Genomic DNA, 26,682 nt, shown 5'->3' with positions numbered 1-26,682 from the left:
ATATACGCCTGCTGTCTGCGTGTCCTTCACCATTCCGACACTTGGGATCGGCAAACTGCTGGTGTGTCTGGAAAATTGATCGTCTCGGTCTCGGGGATCGGTGAACGGACCCTTCCCGACGTCGAGGCGTTCTGCGCGAAAATGGATGCCCGCAAGGTGCCGGTGTCATTGCTGGTGGCTCCCCGCCTGTCCGGCGACTATCGGCTCGACCACGACCCGCAAACCGTCGAATGGCTGACCACACGTCGCGCCGGCGGTGACGCCATCGTGCTGCACGGCTACGACGACGCCGCCACCAAGAAGCGCCGCGGCGAATTCGCGATCCTGCGGGCGCACGAGGCAAATCTGCGGTTGATGGCCGCCGACCGGGTGCTCGAGCACCTCGGGTTGCGTACCCGGCTGTTCGCGGCGCCCGGCTGGGTGGTGTCACCCGGTGTTGTCAAGGCGTTGCCGGACAACGGATTCCGGTTGCTGGCCGATCTCCACGGGATCACCGACCTGGTCCGGCACAACACCGTCCGCGCGCGCGTCCTCGGCATCGGCGAAGGCTTCCTCACCGAGCCGTGGTGGTGCCGGATGGTGGTGCTGTCCGCCGAGCGGATCGCTCGCCGCGGCGGCGTCGTGCGGGTTGCCGTTGCGGCCCGTCACCTCCGCAAGCCCGGGCCGCTACAAGCCATGGTGGACGCGGTCGACCTGGCCTTGATGCATGCCTGCACACCCACCGTGTATCGCTGGGAGCCGGCCAAAGCGGTGCTCGACGCCGCCTGACCGAGCGCCTGTCTGACCTGCCCGCCAGGGCGCTACCCTGGTCCGACATGAGCGATTCTTCGGTTGCGGGGTTCGGCGCTGATGCCATCGTCGTCGGGGCGGGCCTGGCCGGCCTGGTCGCCGCCTGCGAACTGGTGGATCGCGGCTTGCGGGTACTCATCGTCGATCAGGAGAACAGCGCCAACCTGGGCGGGCAGGCCTTCTGGTCCTTCGGCGGCCTGTTCTTCGTCGACAGCCCCGAGCAGCGCCGGTTGGGTATCCGCGACAGCCATGAACTCGCGTTGCAGGACTGGCTCGGCACGGCGGCCTTCGACCGTCCGGAGGACTACTGGCCACGCCAATGGGCGCACGCCTACGTCGATTTCGCCGCCGGGGAGAAACGCAGCTGGCTGAAGTCGCGGGGGCTCAAGCTCTTCCCGCTGGTGGGCTGGGCGGAGCGCGGTGGTTATGACGCACAGGGACATGGCAATTCGGTTCCCCGCTTCCACATCACGTGGGGTACCGGCCCCGCGCTGGTCGAGATCTTCGCCCGTCAACTGCGGGACCGTTCGTCGGTGCGGTTTGCGCACCGCCACCAGGTCGACGAGCTGATCGTCGAGGGCGAGGCGGTGACCGGCGTCCGGGGCACCGTGCTGGAACCCTCGGCCACGCCCAGGGGAGTCGCGTCATCTCGGAAATCGATGGGGCAGTTCGAATTTCGCGCCGATGCGGTGATCGTGACCAGCGGCGGCATCGGCGCCAATCACGAACTGGTGCGCAAGAATTGGCCGAAGCGCATGGGCCGTGTCCCCGAGCAACTGCTGAGCGGGGTGCCGGCCCACGTCGACGGCCGGATGATCGCCATCGCGCAGCGGGCCGGGGCGCGGGTGATCAACCCCGATCGGATGTGGCACTACACCGAGGGCATCACCAACTACGACCCGATCTGGCCGCTGCACGGGATCCGGATCATTCCGGGTCCGTCGTCGCTGTGGCTGGACGCGAGCGGCAGGCGGTTGCCGGTCCCGCTCTACCCGGGTTTCGACACACTGGGCACCTTGGAGTACATCACCAAATCCGGGTTCGACTACACGTGGTTTGTGTTGAACGCCAAGATTATTGAGAAGGAATTCGCGCTGTCCGGCCAGGAGCAGAATCCCGACCTGACCGGCCAAAGCGTCCGCGAGCTGTTGCGGAACCGGGCGCGCTCCGGCCCGCCGGGGCCGGTGCAGGCGTTCGTCGACCGGGGGGTGGACTTCGTCAGTGCCAACTCGCTGCGCGAGCTGGTGACCGCGATGAACAAGCTGCCCGACGTGCAACCGCTGGACTACGCGACGGTGGAAGCCGAGGTCACCGCCCGGGATCGGGAGGTGGCCAACAAGTTCAGCAAGGACGGGCAGATCACGGCGATCCGCGCGGCCCGCAACTATCTGGGCGACCGGCTGGGCCGGGTGGTGGCGCCGCACCGGCTGACCGATCCGAAGGCGGGCCCGATGATCGCGGTCAAGCTGCACATCCTGACCAGAAAGACGTTGGGCGGCATCGAAACCGACCTTGCCTCACGGGTGTTGAAGGCCGACGGCACGCCGCTGAGCGGTCTGTACGCCGCCGGCGAGGTGGCCGGGTTCGGCGGCGGTGGCGTGCACGGCTACCGGGCCCTAGAGGGCACCTTTCTGGGTGGGTGCATCTTCTCCGGGCGCGCCGCGGGGCGCGGTGCCGCAGACGACATCACCTAGCCGCGCGCGAGGCCGACCGACCGCTAGAACGTGACCGCGTCCTCTTCGGGTAGCACCTGGAAGTCGGTGCTGGTCATCTCGGTCAGGCGTCCGTAGTAGATGCCCCGCGCATCCGGGGCGATGATGCCCTGGTGGATGGGAACGGCGCGCTCCGGGGCCACGGCACGCAGGTAGTCGACCGCTTCGGAGACCTTCATCCACGGCGCGGCCGCCGGGGTGGCCAAGACGTCCACCGGCTCGTCGGGCACGAACAGCGCGTCACCGGGATGCATCAACCGGGCGCGATGGCCGGCGTCGCCCACCAGAAACGAAATGTTCTCTATCACAGGGATTTCCGGGTGGATGACGGCATGTTTTCCACCGACCGCGCGGACCGTCAGTTCACCGATGTGCAGCTCGTCGCCGACGTGCACCTCACGGCAGGGCGCGCCCAGCTGTGCGGCGGTCTGTGGGTCTGCGTAGAGCGCAGCGTCCGGGTTACCCTCGAGCAATGCGGGCAGCCGTTTGGCGTCGACATGGTCGGGATGCTGATGGGTGATCAAGATGGCGGTCAAGCCGGTGATTCCCTCGAATCCGTGCGCGAAGGTGCCGGGGTCGAAGAGGACGCGGGTGTGGTCGAACTCGGCAAGTAGGCACGAATGGCCGAAATGCGTCAGTTGCATATCTACGATTGTGCCTTGATGGACAAGCTGCCGGTGCGCGTGATCCTGGCCACGATGCTGGTCGCCGGCAGTTTCGCAGTTGCTCTGATCGTCGTCGTTCCTGCGCACGCCGAACCGGAGACTTGCCCGGGGGTGTGCGACCGGATCCCGAACACCGCGTGGATCGACCAGCACGCCGTCCCGCTGGACGCCGCGTACCACTGGCCCGCGCTGGCCGGCCAGGCCGTGCAGACGACCGGCTCGGCGCCCGGCCCGCGGTTCCGGTTCGAGGAGCTGTGCGCCGCGCCGGCGCTAGCCCAGGACCCGCGCGACTCAGCCGTCGCCGCCCGGGCGACGGTGCAGCATCCGGACGGCCAATGGCAACTGCAGGCCCAGGTCCTGCACTGGCGTGGTGACACCTCGCGCGGCGGCACGACCGCGACCACGGCGTTCAGCAACGCCGTCGCCGCCCTGCGCGCCTGCCAGCAGCGCGCACCGCAGGAGTCACCGTCGCTGACCAGCGACGAATCGAACCGGATGGCCGCCGTGATCAGCGGCCCGGTGGTGATGCACACCTATCTGTTCGCCCACCCGGCCAGCAGCACGATCAGCGAGGTCACGCTGTGGTCGACGGCCCCGCCGCAGACGGCCTGGCCGGCCATGGCGGACGATCCGGTGCTCAATGCCATGAGCGCACCCCTGTGCGAGGCCTACATCGCCTCGTGCCCCTAACCCCGAGCTGCGCTTTCGCCGGTAGAGTTGGCGCCGAAAACGCCAACTGAGGAGGAGCGCCGGTGGCCCGGGTGATCGTGAGCGTGATGCCCAAAGCGGAGATTCTCGACCCGCAAGGTCAAGCGATTGTGGGCGCGCTGGGTCGCCTCGGACATCCGGGAATCTCAGAAGTTCGGCAAGGCAAGCGCTTTGAGCTCGAAGTGGATGACAGCGTCGACGATTCGGCGCTCGCCGAGATCGCGGAATCGCTGTTGGCGAACACCGTGATAGAGGACTGGACGATCAGCCGGGAGCCGCAGTGACGGCACGCATCGGGATCATCACCTTCCCCGGCACCCTCGACGACGTCGACGCCGCCCGCGCGGCGCGGCGGGTCGGCGCCGAGGCGGTCAACCTCTGGCATGCCGACGCCGATCTGCGCAGCGTGGACGCCGTGGTGGTGCCCGGCGGCTTCTCCTACGGTGACTACCTGCGAGCCGGTGCGATCGCCAGGTTCGCCCCGGTGATGGCCGAGGTTGTGGAGGCCGCCCGGCGCGGCATGCCAGTGTTGGGCATTTGCAACGGTTTTCAGGTGCTCTGCGAGGCCGGACTGCTGCCCGGGGCGCTGACCCGCAACGTGGGCCTACATTTCATCTGCCGCGACGTGTGGCTGCGGGTGGCCTCGACCTCGACGGCGTGGACATCGCGGTTCGAGCCCGACGCCGATCTGCTGGTCCCGCTGAAGTCCGGTGAGGGGCGCTATGTGGCGCCGGCCGAGGTGATCGAGGAGCTCGAGGGCGAGGGACGGGTGGTGTTCCGGTACCACGAAAACGCCAACGGCTCGATGCACGACATCGCCGGGGTCAGCTCCGCCAATGGCCGCGTGGTGGGCCTGATGCCGCATCCCGAGCACGCCATCGAGGCGCTGACCGGGCCTTCCGATGACGGCCTGGGCCTGTTCTACTCGGTGCTGGACGGCGTGCTCGCCGGCTGAGCGGAAACGCCTGCGGCATCGCGTAATTCGGCGAACGACGCGGCGATGGCATCCGTCGCCTCGTGCGGGTCGTTGAACGTCCGGTCGTCGGTGAGGACCGCGACTCCGAGCCGGTCCACGTAGCTCCACACGGTGATGTTGACCGGGGCGCCGGGCGACAGCACGCCGGTGGAATAGATCTCGCTGACGGCGGCGCCGCCGAAGTGGCCGCGTTCGCGCGGCCCCACCACGCTGGACACCGCGACGTTCATCAGCTTGTTCGGCGCGTCGCGCAGGCCCAGCCACCGAAACGCGGCGGGCGCGAAGGCGGTCGGAAGGTACGCCATCAATTTCCCGTAGAGCTCCGGGCCGAGGACTTCGTGGTCCTCCTTGGCGATCTTGGTGGCCAGGGCGACCAGCCTGGCCCGCTCCACAGGGTCGGCGATATGGACCGGCAGCGAGATCATCAGCCCGCTGATTTCGTTGCCGGTGATCCGGTCCGACTTGTCGGTGGCCGTCGGCACCGAGGCGATGATCGGGCGCTCGGCCGCGCCGTCATACGCCAGCAGCAGCGTCCGCAGCCCACCGGTCGCCATCGCCAGCACCGCATCGTTCACCGTGATGCCCAACGCCTTTGCGGTCGCCTTCACCTCCGGCAGCGGCAACGACGTGCTGGCGAACCAGCGCAGCGGCGAGACGACATGGTTGAGGAACGTCGGCGGTGCGTCGAAGGCGTCGGCCAGGTCGGGGTGGTCGCCACGCTCGCGGGACCGGCGGCGCACCCGCATCATCCCGACGGCCGTGTCCCTGAGCAGTCCGGGCAGTTCACCGATCTGCCGGACATGGTCACGCGCCGCCGCACGCAGCAGGTCGGCATTGGACGTGGTGACGCCGGCTTCGTCGTTGTCGCGCTCGTCGGTGCGCCCGTCACGCAGGTCCATCGCGCGGGCCAGCAGGTTCACCGATGCGACACCGTCGGCCAGCGCATGGTGAACCTTGCCGATCAACGCGAATCGCCCACCGGCCAGCCCCTCGGCGAAGTGGAACTCCCACAGCGGGCGGCCGCGGTCCAGGGGAACCGACGCCACCTCGCCGATCACCCGATCGAGCTCGCGCCGGCCGCCCGGCGCGGGCACCCGCACCCGCCGCAGGTGATAGTCGAGGTCGACCTCGCAATTCTCCTGCCACATCGGGTGGTGTAGATGCCAGGGAATGTCAACGAGCTTGTAGCGCAACGGTTCTAGTAGATGAAGCCGCCGACGCACATGGCGCCGGAACGCCTCGAAACCGAATTCGCCGTCGAGGTCGGCGGGGTCGATGATGGCCACCTTCAGCGTGTGCGTGTGCAGGTTGGGCGTCTCGCTGTAGAGCAGCATCGCGTCCATGCCGTTGAGTCTTTTCACACGCCACCTCCAGCCGGCCCGGGCGCCGTCAGCCCAGGATCGGGAACCGGCGCTCGCCGGCGAGCCGCTGCAGCGCGGCTTCCATGACGGCGCGAACGTGGGCGTCGACCTCGTCGACGTCGGGGTCGGCACCGAACCGGGCGGCGATATCGATGGGCTCGAGAACCTCGGTGACGACTTTTGCCGGCAGGGGCACGTTGGGCGGGAAGATGACGCTCAGCCCGAAGGGGAATCCGACGCTGACCGGCAGGATGTCCATCCGCGCCTTGGTTAGCCCGAGCTTGCGGGCCAGCCAGTTACCCCGGGTCAGGAACAGCTGGGTCTCCTGGGCGCCGATGGAAACGGTCGGGACGATGGGCACCCCGGCTTCGATGGCGGTCCGCACGTAGCCGGTGCGACCGTTGAAGTCGATGGTGTTGGCGCTGAAGGTCGGCCGGTAGGAGTCGTAGTCGCCGCCGGGGAACACCAGCACCACCGCACCCGAATGCAGGGCGGCGGCGGCGTTTTCACGGCTGGCCTCGATGACCCCGAGGCGGCGCAGCCAGCCGTCCAACGGCCCCATGAACAGCCCGTAGTGGCCCAGCGTGTAGACCGGGCGGTCATAGCCGAACCGGTTGTAGAAGGCGGGGGAGAAAATCAGCACGTCCGGCGTCAGCATGCCGCCGGAGTGGTTGGAGACCACCAGGGCCCCGCCCGACGACGGGACGTTGTCGATGTTTCGCACCTCGGCCCGGTAGTACCGCTTGATGGCCGGGCCGAGCACCTTTGCCACCTGTTCGGTGAAAGCCGGATCCCATTTGGCGGTTTCGTGGTTGTCCGCCGCGTCCACACCGTTGCCCTTCATGGCTCCCCGCCGTCCGTTCTGCGCTCTTTGCTATTTGTTGCCGGTGTGACGCCGGTCTCAAACCTGAGCCCCTGGGTGGCATATGATACTCTCCGATAAAGAGAATGTCATATCCGTTTGCTGACGGGCGAACGCGTGGTGGCGATACCCGACGCGGCTGATCTCACCGCTGGCGCGACGGTTCCTCAAAAGCCGTGCGGCCTAACGGGATACGCCCGGACGTTACGCCCATCCGTGGGGCGCGATCCGTGCCGGGTTGGGCGGGCCGCGCCCGGATGCCTCCGTCGGAGTAGGTAGCCGGCCCCGACGTCAGCCGGCGTCGCGCAGCAACGGCCGTTCCGTGGACGGCAATTCGACGGTGGGGCTCAGCTCGTCGAAGAGCTCGGTGGCGTCCGCGACGGTCCGGTCGACGAACGCCGCGAAATCGTTGAAGGAGACGTCGTCTCGGACCCATTGCGACTTGCGAGCCGTCACGCCGATGCGCTGCGGATCCGACGAGCCGTGCACGATCGCGGTGACTTCGCGGTCGAGGCGGTTCCACCGGTCACAGAAGTACGTCAGCCAGGGGCGGTCGGCCGCCGGGAAATAGCTGCCGGGGGTGACGCGGATGATCAACACGTCGTCGTGCGCGGGCGAGATCTCGAAGTGAACGTGCAAGCGCTCCGGAGCGTTGGTGACGAAGAAGTATTCGCCGTCGTGGTGACCGCGAAAGTATCGCCGCCCGCGGGTGCGCAGGTAACGTTCGACCAGGTTCGCGCACAGCTGCTCGTTCGTCATGAGTTCGATGGTGCGGCCGGTGGCTTGGGGAACGCTTGGAGCCGGGCGAAGCGGGACCGAAGAATATGGTGAGAATTGGCTGAGTGACCGCCGGCCGGCAGGGGTTTCGGTCCGGGAGCTCAGCTGGGCTCGCGCCGCTCCACGATGCCGGCGCCGGGGCTGGCCACGGTGCGCGGCAGCGTGACCGAAAACCGGTACCGCTCGGGACGGTAGTGGAATTCCACGACCTCGAGGGGCCTGTCGTCGTGGCTGTAGCTGGTGCGTTCGAGCACCAGCACCGGGGAACCCAGCGGCAGGTTGAGGGCGCCTGCCACCTCCAGCGATGCCCCGGCCGCATGAATCTCGTAGTTGGCTCGCGAGATGGGGACTTCCAGCCGGCGTTCCCACATCGTGTAGGTGCTTTCCATCGCCTGCGCGGTCTGCTCGTCGGTCGCGCTTTTCAGCAGAGGTTCCACGGCCGAGCCCAATCCCGGTGGCAGGTAGGCGATCATCAGGGCGAGCGGCTGGTCGCCGTCGCGAAATCGCCGGTGCACACACAGGACTTTGGGCAGCCCCAGAATTTCGGCAACGCGTTGCGGGGCGTCTTCGACGCGGTGCGACAGGACGTCGACGTTGGGCGTGATCCCGGAGTCGGCCAGCACCTCGGTGATGGTGCGCACGCCGGGCCCGAGCTCTTGTTTGACCGGGTTGGCCACGAACGTGCCCAGACCCTGCTTGCGCACCAGCCATCCCTGGCGCTCGAGCAGCCCGACCGCCGCGCGCACGGTCACCCGGCTCACGCGGGTGCGGTCGATGAGCTCTCGCTCGGTCGGCAGTCGCGCGCCGCGGGGCAGGCGTTGTTTGACGATGGCCGCCTTGAGGGCCTCGGCGAGTTGGGTGCTGGCCGGCACGCTGCCGCGCGATATCCGGAGGTCGGCGGCGTCGAGGTCCAGCTGATCGGGAGCCACGAGATGTATTAAAACGTTCTATGCGCGGGGCGTAAAGCGGTGTGTCCCGGTGCCGACGTCCTCCGCCGATCGGATTACTCTGGCAGCGAATGCTTTTCGCGCGTTAACGCGGGTCAGGAGGTCCGAAGGTGGCGCTCACCGTGGAACGGTTCGACCACATCGTCCTGAATTGCCGCGACGTGGAGGCCGCCGCCGCGTGGTACGAGCGGGTGCTGGGCATGCGCCGCGAGACGTTCGGGCCGTCGCGACGAACGGCGCTGTGCTTCGGCGATCAGAAGATCAACCTGCGACCGGTCGGCGCGTTGGCCGACGATCCCGACTGGTTCACCGGGGCGGTCGAGGCCGCCGGTTCCGAGGACCTGTGCTTCATCACCCGCGCCAGCCCGGAGGACGTCGGGGCCCACCTCGCCGCCTGTGGCGTGGACGTGATCTGCGGACCGGTCACCAAGACCGGGGCGCTGGGCGAGATGACCTCGCACTACTGCCGTGACATCGACGGCAACCTGATCGAGATCGCCGTCTACTGAGGGTCGGCCAGCGGATACAGGGCCGGAAGATTGACCACGATGGCCTCCTGGCTGCTGCGTGCGATCACCACCTCGGCGGTGGAGTGGGGGTCGGGGTTTTCCTCCCGGTGCGGCAGGTACGGCGGGATGAAGACGTAATCGCCGGGCGCGGCGGCGATGCGGACCTCTCCCGTGCCGTCATGGAAGACGAATTCCGGGTTGCCACTTCGGACATAGATGGCGGTCTCCGAGTCACCGTGATGATGGTTGTCGGACGCCGATTGCGGCGACGCGTGCGTCTCGCCCATCCAGAGCTTCTCCGCGCCGACCGAGCTGCCGGACAGGGCGGCGAAGCGGCGCAAACCCTCCGATTGTGCTGTGTCGGAACTGATTTCCGAGGCCTTGATGTGGCGTACCCGGTTGCGTGCGACCGGCGCCGCCGCGTCGCCGAAGTCTGGATGGAATCCGTCTGTGGTGGCCATGGGTCAATTATCGTTCGAGACATCCCGGTACGCTTCGAGCAGTCTGAGCCACAGTTCGCTGACGGTCGGGAAACACGGAACGGCGTGCCACAACCTGGCGATGGGCACCTGGCCGGCGACCGCGATGGTGGCCGAATGGAGCAACTCGGCCACACCAGGACCGACCATGGTGACGCCGAGTAGGTGTTCTCGATCCAGGTCGACCACCATCCGCGCCCGGCCCGTGTAGCCGTCCGCATATAGCTTGGCCCCCATCACCACGTCACCGATCTCGACATCGACCGCGCGGACGCGGTGGCCGGCTTGCTCGGCTTGTTCAAGCGTCAGCCCCACCGCGGCGGCTTCGGGGTCGGTGAAGAACGCCTGCGGCACCGCATGGTGGTCCGCGGTCGTCGCGTGCACGCCCCACGGGCCGGTATCCAACGGCCTTCCCGCCGCGCGGGCTCCGATCGCCGCACCGGCAATGCGGCCCTGGTATTTGCCCTGATGGGTGAGCAGCGCACGATGATTGACGTCGCCCGCCGCGTAAAGCCAACCGTCTTGGGCCGCGGCCCGCACCAGGCAGGTGTCGTCCACCTCGAGCCAACTACCCGGATTCAAACCCACTGTCTCCAAGCCGATCTCGTCGGTCAGGGGCGCTCTGCCGGTGGCGAACAGCACCTCGCTGACCCGCAAGTCGGAGCCATCGTCCAGGTCCAGGACAACGTGGGAATCGTCCTGGCGGCGCAGCGCGCGCACCGATACGCCCACCCGCACATCGACGCCCGACTTGACGAGTCCGCGTCCGATCACTTCGCCCACAAACGGCTCCATCCGCGGTAACAGGCCCGATCCGCGTGCCAGCAACGTCACCTGCGAGCCCAATCCCTGCCAGGCCGTGGCCATTTCGAGGCCGACGCCGCCGGCACCCACGACGGCCAGCCGCTCCGGCACCGCACTGCTGTCGGTGGCTTGGCGGTTGGTCCACGGCCTCGCCTCGGTCATGCCGGGCAGATCAGGCAACAACGGGCGGCTGCCGGTGCAGATGATCACCGCGTGCCGTGCGGTCAACGTCGTCTGCTCACCGTCGCTGCTTGTGACGACGACTCGGCGCGGTCCGTCCAATCGTCCGTGCCCCCGGATCAGGGTGGCGCCGATGCCGTTCACCCAGTCAGCCTGGCCGCCGTCGTCCCAATCGGTTACGTAGCGATTGCGGCGGCCGAACACACCGTCGGTGTCGATGGAACCGGTGACCGCCTCCCGCGCCCCGTCGACCCGGCGGGCATCGGAAAGTGCGATGACAGGACGCAGCAAGGCCTTACTGGGCACGCAGGCCCAATACGAGCATTCGCCGCCGACGAGCTCGCGCTCGACCAGAGCGACGCGCAGGTTGGCGGCCCGGGCCCGTTCGGCGGCATTCTGGCCGACCGGTCCGGCGCCCAGCACCACGACGTCGAAGTCTTTGCCGGTGTCAGTCGATGCCATGGTCACCGATCCTCTCGCATGGGTCGTTGGTGGCGAGCGCGTCGCGCGCCTGGTCAGTGGTGGACGGATCCATCGATCAGCCGCGCGGCGAGTTCGCGGACATCGCTGACGACGATGTCCGGCTGCGGCAGGCCGTCGATCGGCAGCGGCGCGTTGCCGTGCCGGGTGATCAGGGCGCCGCTGAAACCGACGCCCTGTGCGCCGATGGTGTCCCACACGTGCGCGGCCACCATCATGCACTCGGAGGGAGCCACCTCGGCCGTCTCGCAGGCATAGCGGTAGACGGTCGGCGACGGCTTGAAGGCACCGCGGGCATCGACGCTCAGCTGATGCTCGAAGTAGCCCGCCAGTCCGGAATGTTGCAGTGCGGTCGGCCCATCCGGGTTGGGTGGGGAGTTGGTCAGGGCGACCAGGCGAAAGCCCTTGTCACGCAAGGCGGCAAGCCCGCCGGCGGCATCGCGGTGCGCCGGCATGGTCAGCAGCGCCGTCCTGAGGCGATCGGTATCGCCGTCGCTGATGTTCACTCCGTAGATGTCGCCCAGCATGCGCAGGACCCCCTGGCCGAGCACCGGAAACGTCACGTAGCGGCCGGCCAGGGTGATGGTCATCGAGTACATGACCAGCTGGCCGAACCATTCCCGCAGCATCCGTTCGTCACCGAAAAGTTCGCCGAAAAGTGGTGCCATGCAACCGATATCGAGCAGCGTCTCGTTGACGTCGAAGACCAGCACGGACGGTCTCGGCATGTCAGGACTCCGCATTCTTCGCGGCGGGGACATCCGGCCGCAGGTACCCGGCCAGGCATAGACAGATCAAAACCATCCCCGCTACCGGCCACCAGAGTGCGACGACCGCCGCCGCGGCGAAGACACCGATCGTGAAGAACGATCTCATCTGTAAGAGGCGCCGCATGCGCTGTGGGAGGTCCTCGTGGGCGGGCCGATCGACCGCCTCTTGACAGAGCGCCAGGTAAGTGACGTTGACGAGCACGAACACCGATGCGTACAGGGTCACCGGCGCGGCGGCCAGCCGGCTTTCGGCGATCCATTCGGTGGTGATGGGAATCAGTGACACCGAGAACAGGTGCGCAAAGTTCGACCACACCAGGCGCGGCGTCGCCACTTCTGCGTAGCCGAACAAGTGATGATGATTCACCCAGACGATCGCGATGAACACATAGCTGACAACATAACTGAGACCGGTGGGCCACTCGGGCAGCAAAGCGCTGAACGTGTAGGACTTCGGTGGTCTGAGCTCCAGGACGAGGATTGTGATGAGGACGGCGAACACCCCATCGGAGAATGCTCCCACCCGTTCCGGACTGGTTTTTCGCGTAGCCACTGCGTCTCCTCAGCCCCGGTGATTTCGTTCCTGCAATACCCAGGTGTTGCCGTCGGGATCGCGGAAACTCGCAAAGCTGGCGTAATCCGCGCGATTCGGATCGGTGCCCGCAAGGAACGCGCCGCGCCAGCCTCCCTCGGTGTCCTTGTGGCGGATCTGGTCGACGGGTACTCCGCGACCGGTCAAGTCGGCTCGACAGCCCTCGATGTCGTGCACCACCAGGTAGAGGTTGCGCACCGATCCGGGCTGCGCATCGGTCAAACCGGTGCCGAATTGGATAGAGGCGCTTGATCCTTCGGGCGTCAACTGGATGACCCGGAAACCGGATGTGGGCGCGTAGTCGACGTCGAGGTTGAATCCCACCTGATCGCGGTAGAACCCCAGTGACCGATCGGGATCTGTGACGGGCAAGATGACGACCTCGAGGGATGCCCTCATGATGTACTCCCGGCCGGCTTGTTCCCCAGCACCTCGTCCGTATCGAGCCCGCGATCGACGCCATGCGGGATGACGGTTTGGCCGGGTTCCAGCCGCAGTTGCTTGCCGTCGAGGTGCACTTCGACCTTGTCCGGCTCGAAGGACACCAGGTTGCGGACCCGTGCGACCTCCGTCCATGCGTCGATGTAAGACCACGCCGCGCGCTGGCGGCCGCCGACGTCGTAGTAAGAGCATATTCCCTTGTAGGGGCAAAAGGTTTGTTTATCAACGAGTTTCAATGCCGACGCGTCGACATCCTCGCGGGGTACGTACCATCTCGCCGCAAAGCCGGACTCATACAGGGCCAGCGGGCGACGGGTATCGGCGATCACTTGATCACCGTTGCGCACGACGAGATGCCTTGCGGTGGAGCGGATATCGATGCGATGGTAGGCGTCGGCGGCGTGTCCGACGATCCGCTCTTCTTCTTCGAAGAATGCATCCATAGCGCGCCACGCGAACGCCACCCGGCCCTCGAGAACGGCCGCATGCGAGGCGAGTTCGGTGTGTTGCCACGCGGCATGCTCAGCCGACCGCTCCGCGATCTTGACGGCAAACCACTGCGTCGCGCCGAGGTCGCGGTGCTGCGTGACCCGGTCCTCGGCCACCAGAATTCCGGCCTGGACATCGGCGCTCGGGAAGTAGGCGACCGGGTAGCGGCCCGGTTCGTGCAACAGGATCACGTCCTCGCTGTCGGCGACCCAGCTGTCCGCGAAGCGCACTTTCATCCGTCGCCGCAGCGGCTCGGCGAAGAGCAGCCGTGCCGGCAGAGGCTGCTCGGTCAGGAAATGTCCCACCGATCCTGTCGCAAGCGGGCCCTGCTGCCATGCCAGCCCCATGGTGGTGTCCTTTCGTCGCTGGAATTTTCGGCGTCCGCGGTCGCGTCACTGCATGACGACGACCATCTTCCCGCCGGCTTCTCCCGCCTCCATCACGCGGTGCGCCTCCCGGATCTGGTCGAAAGAGAAGATGTGTGACGGCTTCGCATCCAGCTCACCGTCGGCAACCTGCCGGGCGATGTCCTGCAGGGGTACGTCCGAGAGCGGAAAGCCCGGTGTTCCAAAGACGAAGCTGCCGAAGAAGTTCCAGTTCACCCCGCTGGCCATGCGCAGCAGCGGGTTGAAATCGCCAATCGGATCGAGTCCGCCTAGCCACCCGGCCAGGCACGCCGTGCCGCCGCGCCGCAACAGGTCCAGGGAGTCGAGGATGGTGCTGTTGCCCACCAGGTCCAGGACCGCGTCGACGCTTTTGGCTTCGGCGATGTGGGCGGCCAGGTCGGGCCTCTCCAGCTCGACTTGCGAAGCGCCCAATTGCTCCAGCATCGGAAAGCGATCGCGGCGACGCGCCGTGGCAATGACCCGCACACCGGCGGCGACCGCCATCTTGAGTGCGGCTTGGCCGAATGATGAGGTTGCGCCGCGTAACACCAACGTCTGTCCGGATTTCAGGCCGAGGTTGCGGAACAGGCATGTCCAGGCGACCGCGTAGGTCTCGGGCAAGGCGGCCAAATCCGACCAGGGCAGGTCCGACTCGATGAGGGCGACATTTGCGGCGCGAACCCGCGTGTATTCGGCATAGCTGCCGTTGATGCTTCGGCCCAGTCCTCCCATCAGTGCGGCGACCTTGGCGCCGACCGGGAACTCGCCTCCCGGACATGAGTCGACGAAGCCGACACACTCGATTCCGCTGACCTCCGCGGCCTCTGCCCATTCGCCTCGCCGCATGTGGAGTTCGGCGTGATTGATCCCGAAACCCTCTACGGCGATCACGACTTCGCCATCCTTGGGCAGCGGCTTGGGGATCTCGGTGTAGACCAGACTGTCCAACCCCCCGAATTTTTCCAGGACGATCGCCCGCATGGTTGGCCCGCCGGAGTGCTCGCGTACCACCGCGGGCGCGGTGGGCAGCTGGTGCGGATCGGCGGCAGCCACGTACTGCCCTCCCAAGTCGATGGCGATGATCAATGATCGAGACGAATGGGCCAACTGACCCATTATTATGGGCGCGCCTTCCCACTATGTCCAGGGGAGTGGCGTCCTCAGGCCTTACGCCTGCGGCGCGACGGCGCCGATCGTCCCTTGCGCGACGGGGGTTGGGGCGCGAAAGAGCGCACGTAGTCGACGGCGGCATTGACGGCCGCCCGCAGCGGCTGAGGATCGCCGGTGGCATGGGTGATCACCGCGCCGCCCTGATGCGCGGCGACCAGCGATACGGCCAGATGGCGCGCGTCGGCGTCGGGGCGCAGGTCGCCGCGCTCGCGCATCGACTCGAGGCCGGCCCGAAACAGCGCTATCCATTGGTCGTATCCCGCGGCGAGGTCGTCGTGCAGCTCGCGGTCGGCCTCGATCAGCTCGCCGGCCAGCGAGCCGTAGACGCAACCCCCGACCCGGTACACGGCGTCGATGTCGGACACGCAGGCATCCGCCCATGCCTGCAGCGCATCGAAGCTGTCCAGGCCGGCCAACCGCGGCTGAGTGTGGAAGGCCCGCACGTCATTTCGGCGCGCATCGACGACGTGTCGGGTCAGATCACGCTTGTCACTGAAGTAGTGCGAGATCTGGGATCCGCCGACCCCGGCGGCCCGCCGCACCTGATCGAGGCTCGTGTTGGCGACCCCTCGCTCGAACATCAGCCGGGCGGCCACCTCGACGATCCGCGCGCGCGTTGCCAGTCCCTTGCGGGTGAACCGCGCAGCGGGCCGCTCAGTCACGTCGTCACCTCCGATGGCCTCAGCCCGCTCGTCGCGCCGGCCGGCGCCCCCGCGGACGGCGCGGTGCACGGGGCATTCGTTCGGCGCTGTCGGTGGCGAACAGGCGCAGGTAGTTCACCGCGAAGCGGATCGCATCGGCGTGCGGCCATTCCTCTTGATAGGTGAAAGTCAGCACGCCGCCGCCCTGGTGGGCGGCAACGATCACGAGCGCGAGCCGGCGCGGATCGGCGTCGCGGACGAGCAGCCCGTCCTCTTTCATTCGCCGAATTGACTGCTCTAGCAAGTCGATCCACTGCCGGTAGCCGGTGGCCAACGCGTCGCGTGTGGTGTCATCGGTCTTCGCCAATTGGGCGGTCAGCGCGTGGTAGGTCGGCGTGCCGAAGTACCCGATGCGGCGCAGGTAGCGCATGTTGAGATCGATCCACCGCTCGAAGTCGTCAAAAGAACTCAGCCCCCCGAGCGCGGGCTGGCGGTGAAAATCCAGCACCACGCCGATCTGGCGCCGGATCACCGCGCGGATCAGCGCCGCCTTGTCGGCGAAGTAGTGGGCGAGCTGTGAGCCGCTGACCGAGGCCGTGCGCCGCACGTTCTCCATGTTGCACGCCGAGAGGCCCTCGGTGACGATCAGCCGGGCGGCGGCCTGCACGATCCGGTCGCGGGTGGCTCGCCCCTTGGCGGTCAACCGTTGTTCGTCGCGAACATCGGGATGGGCCATCGCGCCAGGCTAACCCGGGATCCCCCTGATTAATGGGATATCCAGCCCAGACACCAGGATCAGGTCTGGACACGCCTGGCGAGGAAGTCCCGGATCAACCGTGCGACGTCATCGAGCGCGGACTCCAGCAGAAAGTGGCCGCCGTCGAGCAGGTGTATTTCGGCGTCGGGGAGGTCGTCGGCGAACGCCTCGGCCCCGGCCGGTCCGAAGATCTCGTCGCCACGTCCCCACACCGCGAGCAGCGGCACCCGGCTGGCCCGGAAGTATTCGTGCACGCGCGGGTACAGGGGCGCGTTGGTGGCGTAATCGCGAAACAGTTTCAGCTGCACCAGGTCGTTGCCGGGACGGGACAGCAACGTGAAGTCGTGGTACCAGGATTCGGGATCGACCAGTGTCTCGTCGGCCACGCCGGTCACGTACTGCCAGCGGGTCGCATCGAGCGTCAGGAACTGCCGCACCGGTGCCTCGGTGGCCGGCGTCTGGTCCTGCTGGTACGCCTGCACGACCTTCCAGAAACTTTCCACGAATCCCGCGTCGTAGCCGTTGCCGTTCTGGCTGATGATCGCGGTGACCGCGGCCGGGTCGCGCAGCGCGAGCCGCCAGCCGATCGGTGCGCCGTAATCCTGGACGTACATGGCGTAGCGTTCGACGCCCAGGCCTCGCAACAGACCCGCCGTGAGGTCCGTCAGCCCGTCGAAGGTGTAGTCGAACTCGTCGACTGATGGCGCGTCGGACAGGCCGAAGCCCAGGTGATCGGGCGCGATGACGTGGTAACGGTCGGCGAGGGCCGGGATCAGGTGGCGGAACATATACGAGCTGGTCGGGAACCCATGCAGCAGCAGCACCGTGGGAGCGGCGGGGTCCCCGGATTCGCGGTAGAAGAGCCGGTGGCCGTCGACCGTGGCGTATCGATGATGAACTGCAGGCATGACGTTCCTCCTGGCTCAACGCGTTTCGGGAATCTTGCACCGGAGCGGCGTCCAGCGGAGGTGCGCGACGCCCGTTGTTCTGGGTTGTATAACCCAGTATGCACCAAACGGGCCTTTCGCAACAGTCTTGTAAAACGGACCTGTTGCCGAGCTCATCCGGTTGCCATATTCTGGGCCAACCATCCCAGTTCACGGCGTGAACCGCGGCCGGTCGATAGGCAGAGGGGAAGCGCATCGTGTCCGAGGCGTTGCGGGACAAGAAGGTCTTGGTGGTGGGCCGCGGCAGCGGAATCGCACGAGCCGTAGCGTTACTCGCGCAGTCCGAAGGCGCTCAGGTTGTGGTGGCCGGCAGGGACGAGGCCAAACTCGCCGACGCCTACCGCGACACTGACGTCACCGCCGAGACCGTCGACATCACCGACGATGGCTCGATCGCAGCTCTTGCGGATCGGCTGGGACCCGTCGACCACGTGGTGTCGACCGCGTCGGCCCGTGCCCGCGGGAAGCTGGGCGACCTGGAGCGCCATCAACTGCAGCTCTCGTTTGACACCAAGGTGATCGGTCCAACCATGCTGGCAAAATACATTGCGCCGCAGATGAACCCAGGCGGTTCGCTGGTGCTGTTCTCCGGCGTGCATGCCTTCAAGCTCAACGTTGGCTACCTGGGGGTGGGCATCACCAACGGTGCCGTTGATTTCTTGACGCGTTGGTTGGCGGTCGAGCTTGCGCCGATCCGAGTCAACGCCATCTCTCCCGGCGTCATTGATACCGGTGCGTGGGATTCCCTCGGCGGTGAGGGTAAGCGGAAGTACTTCGAACACATCGCCGACGGCAATCCGGTGGGTCGGATCGGCACGCCCGGCGATATCGCCGGCGCGGTCTTGTTCGCGATGACAAACACGTTCCTAACCGGAATGACATTGAAGGTGGACGGCGGCGAGCCGCTGACATAGATATTGAGCGGGTTCGAGGTGACACGGTGGGCGAGCTTGTTTCGGTGAACGTGGGCATGCCGAAGAACGTGCAGTGGCGGGACAAGACCGTCTACACCGGGATATGGAAGACGCCCGTCGAGGGTCCGGTCATGGCGCGGCGGCTGAACATCGACGGCGACGGCCAGGGGGATCTCGCCGGCCACGGTGGGGAGCAGCGAGCCGTCATGGTCTACCAGAGCGAGTCGTACGACTTCTGGAAGACTTACCTGGGGCGCGACGACCTGCAACCGGGCCACTTCGGTGAGAACTTCACCGTCACCGGGCTTGCCGACGCCGACGTCTGCATCGGAGACCGCTATCGCATCGGCGATGCCGAGTTCGAGGTCACCCAGCCGCGTGTCACCTGCTTCCGGATCGGCTTGCGTCTCGACGAACCCGACATGCCCAATTTGCTTGTCGCCCAGCATCGCCCGGGCTTCTACTTCCGTGTCCTGCGCGAGGGCAGTGTCCGGGCCAGCGACGACATCGTGCGGACCCGCCGCGGCCGTCATGAACTGAGCGTCGCCGACGTCGATGCGCTGCTCTATTTGCCCGATCGCAACGTCGAAACGCTGCGCAAAGCCGTCGACGTCCCGGCGCTCAGCCCCGGCTGGCAGCAGTCTTTCCATGACCTGCTGGCCGGGCGCGATGGCGCGGCACCCCCGGCGGCGCCACCGATCGAACCCGGGTGGAGGGGATTTCGCGCCCTACGGGTCACCCAAACCCGCAGGGAGAGTCCGCAAGTGCTGTCGATCCGGCTCGAGGCCGACGACCAGAACCCACTGCCCCCGGCGCTTCCGGGCCAGTACTTGACGGTCAAAATCGGCGGCGCCGGCAAGCCCGCGCCGCTGCGCAGCTATTCCCTTTCCGACGATTCGTCGTCCGGCTCCTATCGCATCAGCGTCAAACGCGAGGGCCACGGCGTGGTGAGCCGCTGGCTGCACGAACACATCGAGCTGGGTTCGGTGATAATGGCGGCCGCCCCACGCGGCGACTTCCACCTCGCCGAGGGCAGCGGTCCGGTCGTGCTGTTCTCCGCCGGAATTGGGGCGACGCCGGTCCTGGCGATGCTGCATGCCCTGTCCGCGGCCGGGAGCCGGCGCGACATCTGGTGGCTGCACACCACTCGAAATCGCGAATCCCAAGCCTTCGCAGAAGAAGTCGCATCACTCGTCGGGTCGTTGCCACATGCTCGCCAACAAGTCTTCTACACCGAAACGCAGGGCCGGCTGCGCCGCGAATCCCTCGCGGCGTTGGGCCTGCCCACCGAGGCCACCGTTTACCTCTGCGGTCCAACGCAATTCATGGATGACATGCGGAACGACCTTATCGGCATAGGCTTTGACCCGTCCCGCATTCACAGCGAGCTGTTCGGAGCTCTGCCGGCGATCAACCCGGGCATCGTCGGGAGCGGGGAGCGCAGGCCGCCGCACCCGCCGGCCGGACCGCCCGGTACGGGGCCCGCGATCACCTTCGCGCGCAGCGGATTAACCGTCGACTGGTCTCCGCGCTTTCGGAGCATCCTGGAGCTGGCCGAAGCCTGCGACGTGCCCACCCGCTTCTCCTGCCGAAGCGGGGTGTGCCACGTGTGTGCCACCGGAATCATCAGTGGAGCAACCGCTTACGTTCAGCGACCGCTGGAGGCGCCCGCTGACGGGGCTGTCCTCATCTGCTCGGCCGCTCCCGAGAACGATGTGGTGCTGGACCTCTAGATGGTCACGCGACGATTGCTCGCTGGCCTCCGGTTGCGTGCAGGATGGTGCCGTTGACGTAGCTGGACTCCGGGGAGGCGAGAAACACCACGGCGCTGGCGATTTCGCTGGCATCGGCCACGCGCTGCAGCGTGGTGATCGCCGCGATCGTGTCGAGCACTCCGGGAAGCGCGGCTGCGCCGGGCGTCTCGGTCGGACCCGCGGCCACCGCATTCACCCGCACCCCCGACTCGCCGAATTCATCGGCCCACACGCGGGTCAGCTGCTCCACACCGGCCTTGGTGGCCCCGTAGATCCCCGCGCCGCGCGTCGCTACCGATGCGGCCAGAGTGCTCACGCTGACCACCGCGCCGTTGCCCCGAGCGGCCATGGCCGGTACCAACTGCTGCACCAGGATGTACGGCGCACGCAGGTTGACGTTGACGTGTTCGTCGAAGGTCGCGTCATCGGTGGCCGCCGTGGGGCCGAACTCGTAGATTCCGGCATTGTTGATCAGGATGTCCACCGGCCCCGCCTCGGCGGCCAACCGCCGGACATCGTCGGCGACATTGAGGTCGGCGGCGACGAAACGGGCTTTGCCGCCGGCGTTTTCAATATCACGAACGGTTTTGGCGCCCCGTTCGGCGTTGCGGCCCTGCACCACTACCTCGGCGCCGCGAGCCGCCAGCTGCAGCGCTATTTCCCGGCCGATCCCCGATGTCGCGCCGGTCACCAATGCGGTCGATCCGGCCAAAGATGTTGTCATCGAAACCCTACCTCCAAGAGAGAAGTTCTCTTTCGGTAAGCAGTGGCCCGCCGGCGAATATTCCTACGGGCTGAGCGGGACGGACGCCTCGGCGGTGTAGCACAGGAAGGTCAGCGTCTCCTGAAGATAGAGCTGCACGGTGTCCGCGTCATGGCTGGTGTATCCGATCGACACGTCGTGCCCGAGCTGCAGATCGAAGTCGCCGCCGCGGGTGGTCAGCACGAAGGCGCCGTCGATGGCCGGCGCCCAGATGATGTCTCCGGGGACCAGCCGGTCGATGTGTTCGAGGATCGGATAGCCGTGTTCGGTCGTCTCGCTGACCTTCGTGTAGACGTCCGCCGCCAGCAGCACCGAGTACGGGCCGTCGACACCGGCCAGCCGGAGTTCGGAGATCGCCTGGGTGATGACGTCGGGAATCTCGCGCGGATCCGCCGGCAGAGTCAGGGACTTGTTCGAGCTGGCCGAGCGGATGCCCTCGATGGACGCCGCGGCGTAGCCCTCGAAGATGGCCCGGTCTTCCACGAACGCCAGCTTCTTGGCCGCCTCCTTGACCGGGTCCCAGTCGGAGTCGTTGGCGCCCCGCTCGACGTTGTCGATCTCGTACCGCGACAATGTGAACGGAACACGCAGCCGGACAAGGGGTTTGCTTTCCCTCAGGTGTGCCTCCACGCCGTCGGTGGGGGACGCCACGCTGGCCAGCCGTCCGGTGCTCACCGCGGCCGTCACCGGGCCGCCGGGCTCGCTGACGTCGACCACCCGGCGCCCGGCGATGTGGCGCTTGAAGGTGCGGGTCGCCTCCAATTCGATTTCTTCCCAAGCGGCGTCGGTGACCGGTGCCAGGTCGCGGTAGAGGTTGTTCATGAGGTGGTTCCTTTCAGGCTGCCGATCGAAAGTGAGCCGTTCTGGGCAACAGGCGTTTCCGCCACCGGCGCTGCGGGCAGCGGCGGTGGGTCATCGAGAAAGTCGAGGGTGGGGGAGAAGAACAGCCCGCCGGTGACCGCCGTGGAGAAGTCCAGGATGCGGTCGGTGTTGCCGGGCGGGTCGCCGAGGAACATGTTGCGCAACATCCGTTCGGTGACTTGCGGCGTGCGTGAATAGCCGATGAAGTAGGTGCCGTATTCGCTCTTGCCGAGCTCGCCGAACGGCATGTTGTGCCGCACGATCTTCAGCTCGGTGCCGTCGTCGTCGGTGATCACGTTCAGCGCGATGTGGGCGTTGCCCGGTTTGACGTCGTCGTCGAGCTCGATGTCATCGAGCTTGGTGCGGCCGATCACACGCTCCTGCTCGGTGACCGGGATCGCATTCCACGACGACATGTCGTGCAGGTACTTCTGCACGTGCACATAGCAAGACCCGGCGAAGTCGGGGTCCTCGTCGCCGATCGCGGTGGCGCTGGTGGCCAGCGCGCCGTCCGGGTTCTCGGTGCCGTCAACGAATCCGAGTAGGTCGCGGTTGTCGAAGTAGCGGAAACCGTGCACCTCGTCGACCACGGTGACCGCGCCGGCCATCGATTTGAGGATCCGGTCGGCCAGCTCGAAGCAGACGTCCAAGCTCTCGGCCCTGATGTGGAACAGCAGATCCCCGGGTGTGGCGGGCGCGGTGTGCCGCGGACCGGTCAGCTCGGGAAAGCGGTGCAGTTCGGCGGGCCGCGGTCCGGAGAACAGGCGATCCCACGCGTCGGAGCCGATCGAGGCGATCGCCGACAACCGCTTCTGCGGTTCGCGGAATCCGATCGCGCGCACCAGCCCGGGAATGTCGGGCAGCGCATCATGCACCGCCGCCTCCCCGCCGTCGTCGATGGTCACCACCAGGAAGATGGCCGCGGGGGTCAGCGGCGCGAGGATGGGTTGCGGCTGGACGGGGGGCACGTGCATGACCCTAACGTGAACCGCACAATGGCCGACAGCCATGATGTTCAACATGTCCGGCGGACCTCGAAACCAGGCGAAGTCCTCAGCGAGTGCGCAAGGACTCTGCGATTTCATCGACGCCTCTCCGTCGCCATTTCATGTGTGCGCCACGGTGGCCGCTCGGCTGATCGCTGCCGGATACACCGAACTGAGCGAGGCTAAACCCTGGCCGTCCGAGCCCGGGCGCTACTTCACCGTGCGGGCGGGCTCGCTGGTGGCCTGGAATTCGCAAGCGCCCGACGGCCCGTTCCGAATCGTGGGTGCACACACGGACAGTCCGAACCTCAGGGTCAAGCAGCACCCCGACCGGGTTGTCGCCGGCTGGCGGGTGGTGGCGCTGGAACCCTATGGGGGCGCGTGGCTCAACTCGTGGCTGGACCGCGATCTGGGCATCAGTGGGCGGCTCTCGGTGCGCGCGGACGACGAGGACGGCGGGGTCGCGCACCGGCTGGTGCGGATCGACGAGCCCATCCTTCGGGTGCCGCAGCTGGCGATTCACCTGGCCGAGGACCGCAAGTCGCTGACGCTGGACCCGCAGCGTCACGTCAATGCGGTGTGGGGTGTCGGCGATGCGCCGCGGTCGTTCGTCGATTACGTCGCGCACCGCGCCGGCGTGGCGGCGTCCGACGTGCTGGCCGCCGACCTGATGACCCACGATTTGACCCCCGCCGCGGTGATCGGCGCCGACGGGGACCTCCTGAGCGCGCCCCGGCTGGACAACCAGGCGAGTTGCTATGCGGGACTGGAGGCGCTGCTGGCCGTGGAGCGGGCCGGCGCCTACCTGCCGGTGCTGGTGCTCTTCGATCACGAGGAGGTCGGGTCGTCGTCGGATCACGGCGCCCAATCCGACCTACTGGGTACCGTCCTGGAACGAATCGTGCTGGCGGCGGGCGGTAGTCGCGAGGACTACCTGCGCCGGCGGCCGGTCTCGCTGCTGGCCTCGGCGGACATGGCGCACGCCACCCACCCCAACTACCCCGAGCGGCACGAGCCCGGCCACCCGATCGCGGTCAACGCGGGGCCGGTGCTCAAGGTGCACCCGAATCTGCGCTACGCCACCGACGGCCGCACCGCCGCGGCGTTCGCGCTGGCCTGCCGGCAGGCCGGAGTGGACCTGCAACGCTACGAACACCGGGCCGACCTGCCGTGCGGATCGACCATCGGACCGTTGACCTCCGCGCGGACCGGCATCCCCACCGTCGACATCGGGGCCGCCCAACTGGCGATGCACTCCGCGCGCGAATTGATGGGCGCGCACGACGTAGCCGCCTACTCGGCCGCGATGCAGGCGTTCCTTTCCGCCGACTAGCTGTACTCGGCACTCACATTGGTGACAGTCGGCTGATCGGGGGCTGGCCTCCGATTGCTGAGTGGCGGCGTTGATTGTTGTAGTGCTGTAGCCAGGGCGCAAGGGCTGCGCAGCGGGCGTCGTTGGTGATGAACACCTGCCGGTAGGCCCATTCGGTCTGCAGGGTGCGGTTGTAGCGCTCCACCTTGCCGTTCTGCCAGGGACAGTGCGGCTTGATGAAGACGTGCTTGGCGCCGAGACCGGCGATGACTCCGGCGACGTCGTTGGATCGTCGGTAGCTGAAGTGGTTGTCAGTGATCACGCGTTCGATGGTGGTGATCCCGCAGGTGCAGAAGTAGTTGGCAGCGCGGACCAGAAATGCTGCGCAGGTGGCGCCCTTCTCGTCGGGAAGGATCTCGGAATACGCCAAGCGGGAGTGGTCGTCGATGGCTGAGTGCACGTAGTCGTATCCGATGCGAGCTTTCTTGGCGAGGCTGCTTCGGCCCATCTGCGGACCGTGAGCCTTCCATCCGCCGCCGTCGGGTATACGTCCAATCTTTTTGACGTCCATGTGAATCAGCTCGCCGGGACGCGATCGCTCGTAGCGCACAGTGGTGGCTTTTGATGCTCGGATCACCGCCCCGGTCAACGGGTCGCAGTCACGCAAGTACGGCAGCTGGTGGCGGCGCAGGATCGCGCTGACCGTGCGGGCCGGCACGCCCAACTCGTCGGCGATCCACTGCTGACCACGGCGTGCCGAGATGCGCAACGCGACGACAGCGGACTCCACATCGGGTGGTGTGCGGTGCGGGCAACGATGGGGACGCGAGGACCGATCAATCAGGCCAGCAGAACCCTCATCGAGAAATCGGCGCACCCATCGATAGACACATTGCCGAGACACACCGAGCTCGGCAGCGACGTGAGCGGGTTTACGTCCACCGGTGAGGACACGATCGACGAGAAGTTGTCGACCGTGAACGGTCAACCGAGCATTACCGTGAGACACGAGGACCTCCGTGCGCGAGTAGAGACGTCAGACATCTCCACTAAGCCCGGAGGTCCTCCCTTCCGACAGCTAAACCGTCAACAATGTCCCTGCCGGGTACAACTAGCGGCATGGGGTCTGCCGGCATGGCGCTGAACGTGGAGATGCTGACGTTCGACTGCGACGACCCCGCGAAGCTGGGCGCCGGAGCCACCGGGGTCGGCCGGCACCAGTTCGGCGACTCCTTTCGCTGGGTGGTGCCGGCCGACCTCGAGGGCAACGTCTTCTGCGTCGTGCGTCGGTAGCCGTAGCTCAGCGCTGGCCCACGAAAGCGGGGTCGTAGCGGATGACGTTCTCCACCACGATCCCGTCGCGGGTACGGACCCGGTCGATGCCGCGGATGTGAAACGGTCCGTCCGGGCCGGTGCCGTGACCGACGTAGTGCAAGAACACGAGTTCCTCACCCTCGGCGGCCGCGGGCACGGTGGCGCTGTCGATCACCTCGAGCCGCAAATCCGGTGCGGCCTCCAACAATTCGGCGATTTTCGCCGTGTATGCCGTGATCCCGCGGACCGGCTCCGGATCGCCCGGCCAGTAGCCGACGATGTCCTCGGCGAGGATGTCGAAGCCGCGCGACATGGTGGGGGCGGCCCAGTATGCCGCGAAAACCTCTGCGCTGAACTTCGGCGCGGATTGGACGTCCGTCATGGTTCCTCCTTGGGTCGGGCGCTCCGGTCGAGCGCGTGCAGCAAGCGTGTCGCCGCGCCGTGCGCCCCCGCAATTACCTCCGAGGTCATCGCCGTGAGTGCGCCGGCCTGGTTACCGTTGCCTGGTGAGCCACGGGGCGGTCGGTGAGTTGTTGCGCGAATGGCGCACGCGCCGACGGGTGAGTCAGCTCGATCTGTCGCTGAGTGTCGGTGTGTCGGCGCGGCATCTGAGCTTCATCGAGACGGGACGTTCGCGCCCCAGTCCGGAGATGGTGCTCACCCTGGCCGACGGCCTCGACATCCCGCTGCGGGAACGAAACACGCTGCTGCTCGCCGCAGGTTTCGCGCCGCGCTACCCGTCGCGTCCGCTCGAGGACGCCGCACTCTCGCCGGCTCGGGACGCGGTGCAGCGCCTGCTCGATGCGCACGACCCCTACCCGGGCATCGTCATCGACCGATGCTGGAACATCGTGGGCACCAACGCGGCGGCCTCCGCGCTGACCGCCGGCCTACCCGAACAGCTGCTCGGCCCGCCGGCGAACGTCTACCGGCTGTGCTTGCACCCCGACGGCCTGGCCGGGCGAACCCTGAATTTCCCGGACTGGGCCGGCTACCTGCTGCGCCAGCTGCGGCGCACCATCGCGCTCACCGGCGACCCGGGATTGGCGGCGCTCGAGGAGGAGGTGCGCGGCTACCCCGGCGTCGCGGCCACGGCCGACGCCCGGAGCGCGCCCCCGGATGGCGCGTCGCTGCTGATTCCGTTCGTCCTCGACGTCGGCGGGGGCCGACGGTTGTCGATGTTCACGACGCTGACGACGTTCGGGACGCCGCTCGACGTCACCCTCGCCGAACTGGCCGTCGAATTGTTCTACCCCGCCGACACCGAAAGCGCAGACCTGCTTCGCGGCGGATAGGCCCCGGCCGGCCGAAGGGGCGGCCAAAGCGCCTGCACGCC

At 67.1% G+C, this 26,682-nt stretch carries 31 protein-coding genes; 11 read left to right on the top strand and 20 right to left on the bottom strand.

Annotated features, from left to right (window positions below; genetic code table 11):
* The first annotated feature begins 63 nt into the window (after positions 1-63).
* A complete protein-coding gene (locus tag B9D87_RS15795) occupies positions 64-768 on the top strand; it encodes a DUF2334 domain-containing protein (RefSeq protein ID WP_007772601.1) in 705 nt (234 codons plus the stop codon).
* Between the two features lie 47 nt (positions 769-815).
* Positions 816-2,483, top strand: coding sequence for an FAD-binding dehydrogenase (locus B9D87_RS15790; RefSeq protein ID WP_007772603.1), 1,668 nt, complete (start codon positions 816-818; stop codon positions 2,481-2,483).
* Between the two features lie 23 nt (positions 2,484-2,506).
* On the opposite strand, the gene B9D87_RS15785 is transcribed toward B9D87_RS15790, so the two are convergent.
* Positions 2,507-3,145, bottom strand: a complete 639-nt coding sequence (locus tag B9D87_RS15785) for an MBL fold metallo-hydrolase (RefSeq protein WP_007772605.1) — start codon at positions 3,143-3,145, stop codon at positions 2,507-2,509.
* On the opposite strand from B9D87_RS15785, the gene B9D87_RS15780 reads away from it, so the two are divergent.
* The 3 genes from B9D87_RS15780 (at position 3,122) to purQ (ending at position 4,829) form a co-directional block, all read left to right on the top strand.
* The gene (locus B9D87_RS15780) at positions 3,122-3,856 is read left to right on the top strand and encodes an ATPase (RefSeq protein ID WP_193787395.1); all 735 of its coding nucleotides are present in this window, start codon (positions 3,122-3,124) and stop codon (positions 3,854-3,856) included. The two genes, B9D87_RS15785 and B9D87_RS15780, sit on opposite strands and share 24 nt — an antisense overlap.
* Before the next feature lie 62 nt (positions 3,857-3,918).
* Positions 3,919-4,158 (top strand): phosphoribosylformylglycinamidine synthase subunit PurS, encoded by a 240-nt coding sequence (purS, locus tag B9D87_RS15775; protein WP_007772609.1) that lies wholly within the window; start codon positions 3,919-3,921, stop codon positions 4,156-4,158.
* On the top strand, positions 4,155-4,829 hold the full coding sequence (gene purQ / locus B9D87_RS15770; protein ID WP_007772611.1) for a phosphoribosylformylglycinamidine synthase subunit PurQ: 675 nt from the start codon (positions 4,155-4,157) through the stop codon (positions 4,827-4,829). The genes purS and purQ overlap by 4 nt, the downstream gene beginning before the upstream one ends.
* Here the strand turns inward: purQ and B9D87_RS15765 are convergent.
* From B9D87_RS15765 to B9D87_RS15750, 4 genes are all read right to left on the bottom strand, one after another.
* Positions 4,796-6,211 (bottom strand): WS/DGAT/MGAT family O-acyltransferase, encoded by a 1,416-nt coding sequence (locus tag B9D87_RS15765; protein WP_174320930.1) that lies wholly within the window; start codon positions 6,209-6,211, stop codon positions 4,796-4,798. The two genes, purQ and B9D87_RS15765, sit on opposite strands and share 34 nt — an antisense overlap.
* Before the next feature lie 28 nt (positions 6,212-6,239).
* Positions 6,240-7,055, bottom strand: a complete 816-nt coding sequence (locus B9D87_RS15760; protein WP_007772615.1) for a lysophospholipid acyltransferase family protein — start codon at positions 7,053-7,055, stop codon at positions 6,240-6,242.
* A gap of 309 nt (positions 7,056-7,364) precedes the next feature.
* On the bottom strand, positions 7,365-7,832 hold the full coding sequence (locus tag B9D87_RS15755; RefSeq protein ID WP_007772616.1) for a hypothetical protein: 468 nt from the start codon (positions 7,830-7,832) through the stop codon (positions 7,365-7,367).
* A 119-nt stretch (positions 7,833-7,951) separates the two neighbouring features.
* Positions 7,952-8,779, bottom strand: coding sequence for an Rv0792c family HTH-type transcriptional regulator (locus tag B9D87_RS15750; RefSeq protein ID WP_007772617.1), 828 nt, complete (start codon positions 8,777-8,779; stop codon positions 7,952-7,954).
* 128 nt (positions 8,780-8,907) lie between these two features.
* On the opposite strand from B9D87_RS15750, the gene B9D87_RS15745 reads away from it, so the two are divergent.
* Positions 8,908-9,306 (top strand): VOC family protein, encoded by a 399-nt coding sequence (locus tag B9D87_RS15745; RefSeq protein WP_007772618.1) that lies wholly within the window; start codon positions 8,908-8,910, stop codon positions 9,304-9,306.
* Here the strand turns inward: B9D87_RS15745 and B9D87_RS15740 are convergent.
* The 10 genes from B9D87_RS15740 to B9D87_RS15695 all read right to left on the bottom strand — a co-directional run bounded on the left by B9D87_RS15740 (position 9,300) and on the right by B9D87_RS15695 (position 17,403).
* Positions 9,300-9,767 (bottom strand): cupin domain-containing protein, encoded by a 468-nt coding sequence (locus B9D87_RS15740; protein ID WP_007772620.1) that lies wholly within the window; start codon positions 9,765-9,767, stop codon positions 9,300-9,302. The genes B9D87_RS15745 and B9D87_RS15740 overlap by 7 nt on opposite strands.
* Positions 9,768-9,770: 3 nt before the next feature.
* Entirely contained in the window at positions 9,771-11,231 is a 1,461-nt protein-coding gene (locus B9D87_RS15735; protein ID WP_007772621.1) for a dihydrolipoyl dehydrogenase family protein, read from the bottom strand.
* Between the two features lie 53 nt (positions 11,232-11,284).
* Entirely contained in the window at positions 11,285-11,977 is a 693-nt protein-coding gene (locus B9D87_RS15730) for a haloacid dehalogenase type II (RefSeq protein WP_007772623.1), read from the bottom strand.
* Between the two features lies 1 nt (position 11,978).
* Positions 11,979-12,521 carry a TMEM175 family protein gene (locus tag B9D87_RS15725; protein ID WP_007772624.1) on the bottom strand — a complete coding sequence of 181 codons (543 nt, stop codon included), beginning with the start codon at positions 12,519-12,521 and terminating at the stop codon, positions 11,979-11,981.
* A 60-nt stretch (positions 12,522-12,581) separates the two neighbouring features.
* Entirely contained in the window at positions 12,582-13,010 is a 429-nt protein-coding gene (locus tag B9D87_RS15720) for a VOC family protein (protein WP_007772625.1), read from the bottom strand.
* A complete protein-coding gene (locus B9D87_RS15715) occupies positions 13,007-13,888 on the bottom strand; it encodes a DUF427 domain-containing protein (protein WP_007772626.1) in 882 nt (293 codons plus the stop codon). Before B9D87_RS15715 ends, B9D87_RS15720 begins: the two co-directional genes overlap by 4 nt.
* A 45-nt stretch (positions 13,889-13,933) precedes the next feature.
* Entirely contained in the window at positions 13,934-14,908 is a 975-nt protein-coding gene (locus B9D87_RS15710) for a zinc-binding alcohol dehydrogenase family protein (protein WP_167540326.1), read from the bottom strand.
* A 179-nt stretch (positions 14,909-15,087) separates the two neighbouring features.
* A complete protein-coding gene (locus tag B9D87_RS15705) occupies positions 15,088-15,759 on the bottom strand; it encodes a TetR/AcrR family transcriptional regulator (RefSeq protein ID WP_040630785.1) in 672 nt (223 codons plus the stop codon).
* Between the two features lie 19 nt (positions 15,760-15,778).
* Positions 15,779-16,474: a TetR/AcrR family transcriptional regulator gene (locus B9D87_RS15700; protein ID WP_040630664.1), complete on the bottom strand. Its 696-nt coding sequence runs from the start codon at positions 16,472-16,474 to the stop codon at positions 15,779-15,781.
* 59 nt (positions 16,475-16,533) lie between these two features.
* Entirely contained in the window at positions 16,534-17,403 is an 870-nt protein-coding gene (locus tag B9D87_RS15695) for an alpha/beta fold hydrolase (protein ID WP_007772628.1), read from the bottom strand.
* Positions 17,404-17,672: 269 nt separating this feature from the next.
* Here B9D87_RS15695 and B9D87_RS15690 point away from each other — a divergent pair, with 269 nt between their 5' ends.
* Positions 17,673-18,356 (top strand): SDR family oxidoreductase, encoded by a 684-nt coding sequence (locus tag B9D87_RS15690; protein WP_202950006.1) that lies wholly within the window; start codon positions 17,673-17,675, stop codon positions 18,354-18,356.
* A 26-nt stretch (positions 18,357-18,382) separates the two neighbouring features.
* Entirely contained in the window at positions 18,383-20,089 is a 1,707-nt protein-coding gene (locus B9D87_RS15685; RefSeq protein WP_007772630.1) for an MOSC and FAD-binding oxidoreductase domain-containing protein, read from the top strand.
* A gap of 4 nt (positions 20,090-20,093) precedes the next feature.
* On the opposite strand, the gene B9D87_RS15680 is transcribed toward B9D87_RS15685, so the two are convergent.
* The 3 genes from B9D87_RS15680 to B9D87_RS15670 form a co-directional block, all read right to left on the bottom strand.
* A complete protein-coding gene (locus B9D87_RS15680; protein WP_040630666.1) occupies positions 20,094-20,834 on the bottom strand; it encodes an SDR family NAD(P)-dependent oxidoreductase in 741 nt (246 codons plus the stop codon).
* A 63-nt stretch (positions 20,835-20,897) separates the two neighbouring features.
* Positions 20,898-21,695: a family 1 encapsulin nanocompartment shell protein gene (locus B9D87_RS15675; RefSeq protein WP_007772632.1), complete on the bottom strand. Its 798-nt coding sequence runs from the start codon at positions 21,693-21,695 to the stop codon at positions 20,898-20,900.
* A complete protein-coding gene (locus tag B9D87_RS15670) occupies positions 21,692-22,708 on the bottom strand; it encodes a Dyp-type peroxidase (protein ID WP_007772633.1) in 1,017 nt (338 codons plus the stop codon). The genes B9D87_RS15675 and B9D87_RS15670 overlap by 4 nt, the downstream gene beginning before the upstream one ends.
* A 37-nt stretch (positions 22,709-22,745) precedes the next feature.
* Between B9D87_RS15670 and B9D87_RS15665 the strand changes: the two genes are divergently transcribed.
* Complete coding sequence (locus tag B9D87_RS15665; protein WP_101896880.1) at positions 22,746-24,053, top strand: M18 family aminopeptidase; 1,308 nt, start codon at positions 22,746-22,748, stop codon at positions 24,051-24,053.
* 13 nt (positions 24,054-24,066) lie between these two features.
* Here the strand turns inward: B9D87_RS15665 and B9D87_RS15660 are convergent, their stop codons facing one another.
* A complete protein-coding gene (locus B9D87_RS15660) occupies positions 24,067-25,041 on the bottom strand; it encodes an IS481 family transposase (RefSeq protein ID WP_040629854.1) in 975 nt (324 codons plus the stop codon).
* Positions 25,042-25,166: 125 nt separating this feature from the next.
* On the opposite strand from B9D87_RS15660, the gene B9D87_RS27045 reads away from it, so the two are divergent.
* Entirely contained in the window at positions 25,167-25,325 is a 159-nt protein-coding gene (locus tag B9D87_RS27045; protein WP_007777676.1) for a VOC family protein, read from the top strand.
* 7 nt (positions 25,326-25,332) lie between these two features.
* Here B9D87_RS27045 and B9D87_RS15655 read toward each other — a convergent pair whose 3' ends face one another.
* On the bottom strand, positions 25,333-25,728 hold the full coding sequence (locus tag B9D87_RS15655) for a nuclear transport factor 2 family protein (RefSeq protein WP_007777674.1): 396 nt from the start codon (positions 25,726-25,728) through the stop codon (positions 25,333-25,335).
* 124 nt (positions 25,729-25,852) lie between these two features.
* Here B9D87_RS15655 and B9D87_RS15650 point away from each other — a divergent pair, with 124 nt between their 5' ends.
* Complete coding sequence (locus B9D87_RS15650) at positions 25,853-26,641, top strand: helix-turn-helix domain-containing protein (RefSeq protein ID WP_007777672.1); 789 nt, start codon at positions 25,853-25,855, stop codon at positions 26,639-26,641.
* Positions 26,642-26,682: the final 41 nt, after the last annotated feature.

Origin of the sequence: Mycobacterium colombiense CECT 3035, from assembly GCF_002105755.1 — a bacterium.
GTDB lineage: Bacteria > Actinomycetota > Actinomycetes > Mycobacteriales > Mycobacteriaceae > Mycobacterium > Mycobacterium colombiense.
The sequence above is the reverse complement of the archived record's forward strand: the minus strand, read 5'-3'. Positions and strand labels throughout refer to the sequence as shown.

Coding starts and splice junctions, on each gene's coding strand:
- B9D87_RS15790 (WP_007772603.1), top strand. CDS start 816: ATGAGCGATTCTTCGGTTGCGGGGTTCGGCGCTGATGCCATCGTCGTC.
- B9D87_RS15780 (WP_193787395.1), top strand. CDS start 3,122: ATGGCCGAAATGCGTCAGTTGCATATCTACGATTGTGCCTTGATGGAC.
- B9D87_RS15785 (WP_007772605.1), bottom strand. CDS start 3,145: ATGCAACTGACGCATTTCGGCCATTCGTGCCTACTTGCCGAGTTCGAC.
- B9D87_RS15760 (WP_007772615.1), bottom strand. CDS start 7,055: ATGAAGGGCAACGGTGTGGACGCGGCGGACAACCACGAAACCGCCAAA.
- B9D87_RS15755 (WP_007772616.1), bottom strand. CDS start 7,832: ATGACGAACGAGCAGCTGTGCGCGAACCTGGTCGAACGTTACCTGCGC.
- B9D87_RS15740 (WP_007772620.1), bottom strand. CDS start 9,767: ATGGCCACCACAGACGGATTCCATCCAGACTTCGGCGACGCGGCGGCG.
- B9D87_RS15735 (WP_007772621.1), bottom strand. CDS start 11,231: ATGGCATCGACTGACACCGGCAAAGACTTCGACGTCGTGGTGCTGGGC.
- B9D87_RS15730 (WP_007772623.1), bottom strand. CDS start 11,977: ATGCCGAGACCGTCCGTGCTGGTCTTCGACGTCAACGAGACGCTGCTC.
- B9D87_RS15720 (WP_007772625.1), bottom strand. CDS start 13,010: ATGAGGGCATCCCTCGAGGTCGTCATCTTGCCCGTCACAGATCCCGAT.
- B9D87_RS15715 (WP_007772626.1), bottom strand. CDS start 13,888: ATGGGGCTGGCATGGCAGCAGGGCCCGCTTGCGACAGGATCGGTGGGA.
- B9D87_RS15710 (WP_167540326.1), bottom strand. CDS start 14,908: ATGCGGGCGATCGTCCTGGAAAAATTCGGGGGGTTGGACAGTCTGGTC.
- B9D87_RS15700 (WP_040630664.1), bottom strand. CDS start 16,474: ATGGCCCATCCCGATGTTCGCGACGAACAACGGTTGACCGCCAAGGGG.
- B9D87_RS15695 (WP_007772628.1), bottom strand. CDS start 17,403: ATGCCTGCAGTTCATCATCGATACGCCACGGTCGACGGCCACCGGCTC.
- B9D87_RS15680 (WP_040630666.1), bottom strand. CDS start 20,834: ATGACAACATCTTTGGCCGGATCGACCGCATTGGTGACCGGCGCGACA.
- B9D87_RS15675 (WP_007772632.1), bottom strand. CDS start 21,695: ATGAACAACCTCTACCGCGACCTGGCACCGGTCACCGACGCCGCTTGG.
- B9D87_RS15670 (WP_007772633.1), bottom strand. CDS start 22,708: ATGCACGTGCCCCCCGTCCAGCCGCAACCCATCCTCGCGCCGCTGACC.
- B9D87_RS15665 (WP_101896880.1), top strand. CDS start 22,746: ATGTTCAACATGTCCGGCGGACCTCGAAACCAGGCGAAGTCCTCAGCG.
- B9D87_RS27045 (WP_007777676.1), top strand. CDS start 25,167: ATGGCGCTGAACGTGGAGATGCTGACGTTCGACTGCGACGACCCCGCG.
- B9D87_RS15655 (WP_007777674.1), bottom strand. CDS start 25,728: ATGACGGACGTCCAATCCGCGCCGAAGTTCAGCGCAGAGGTTTTCGCG.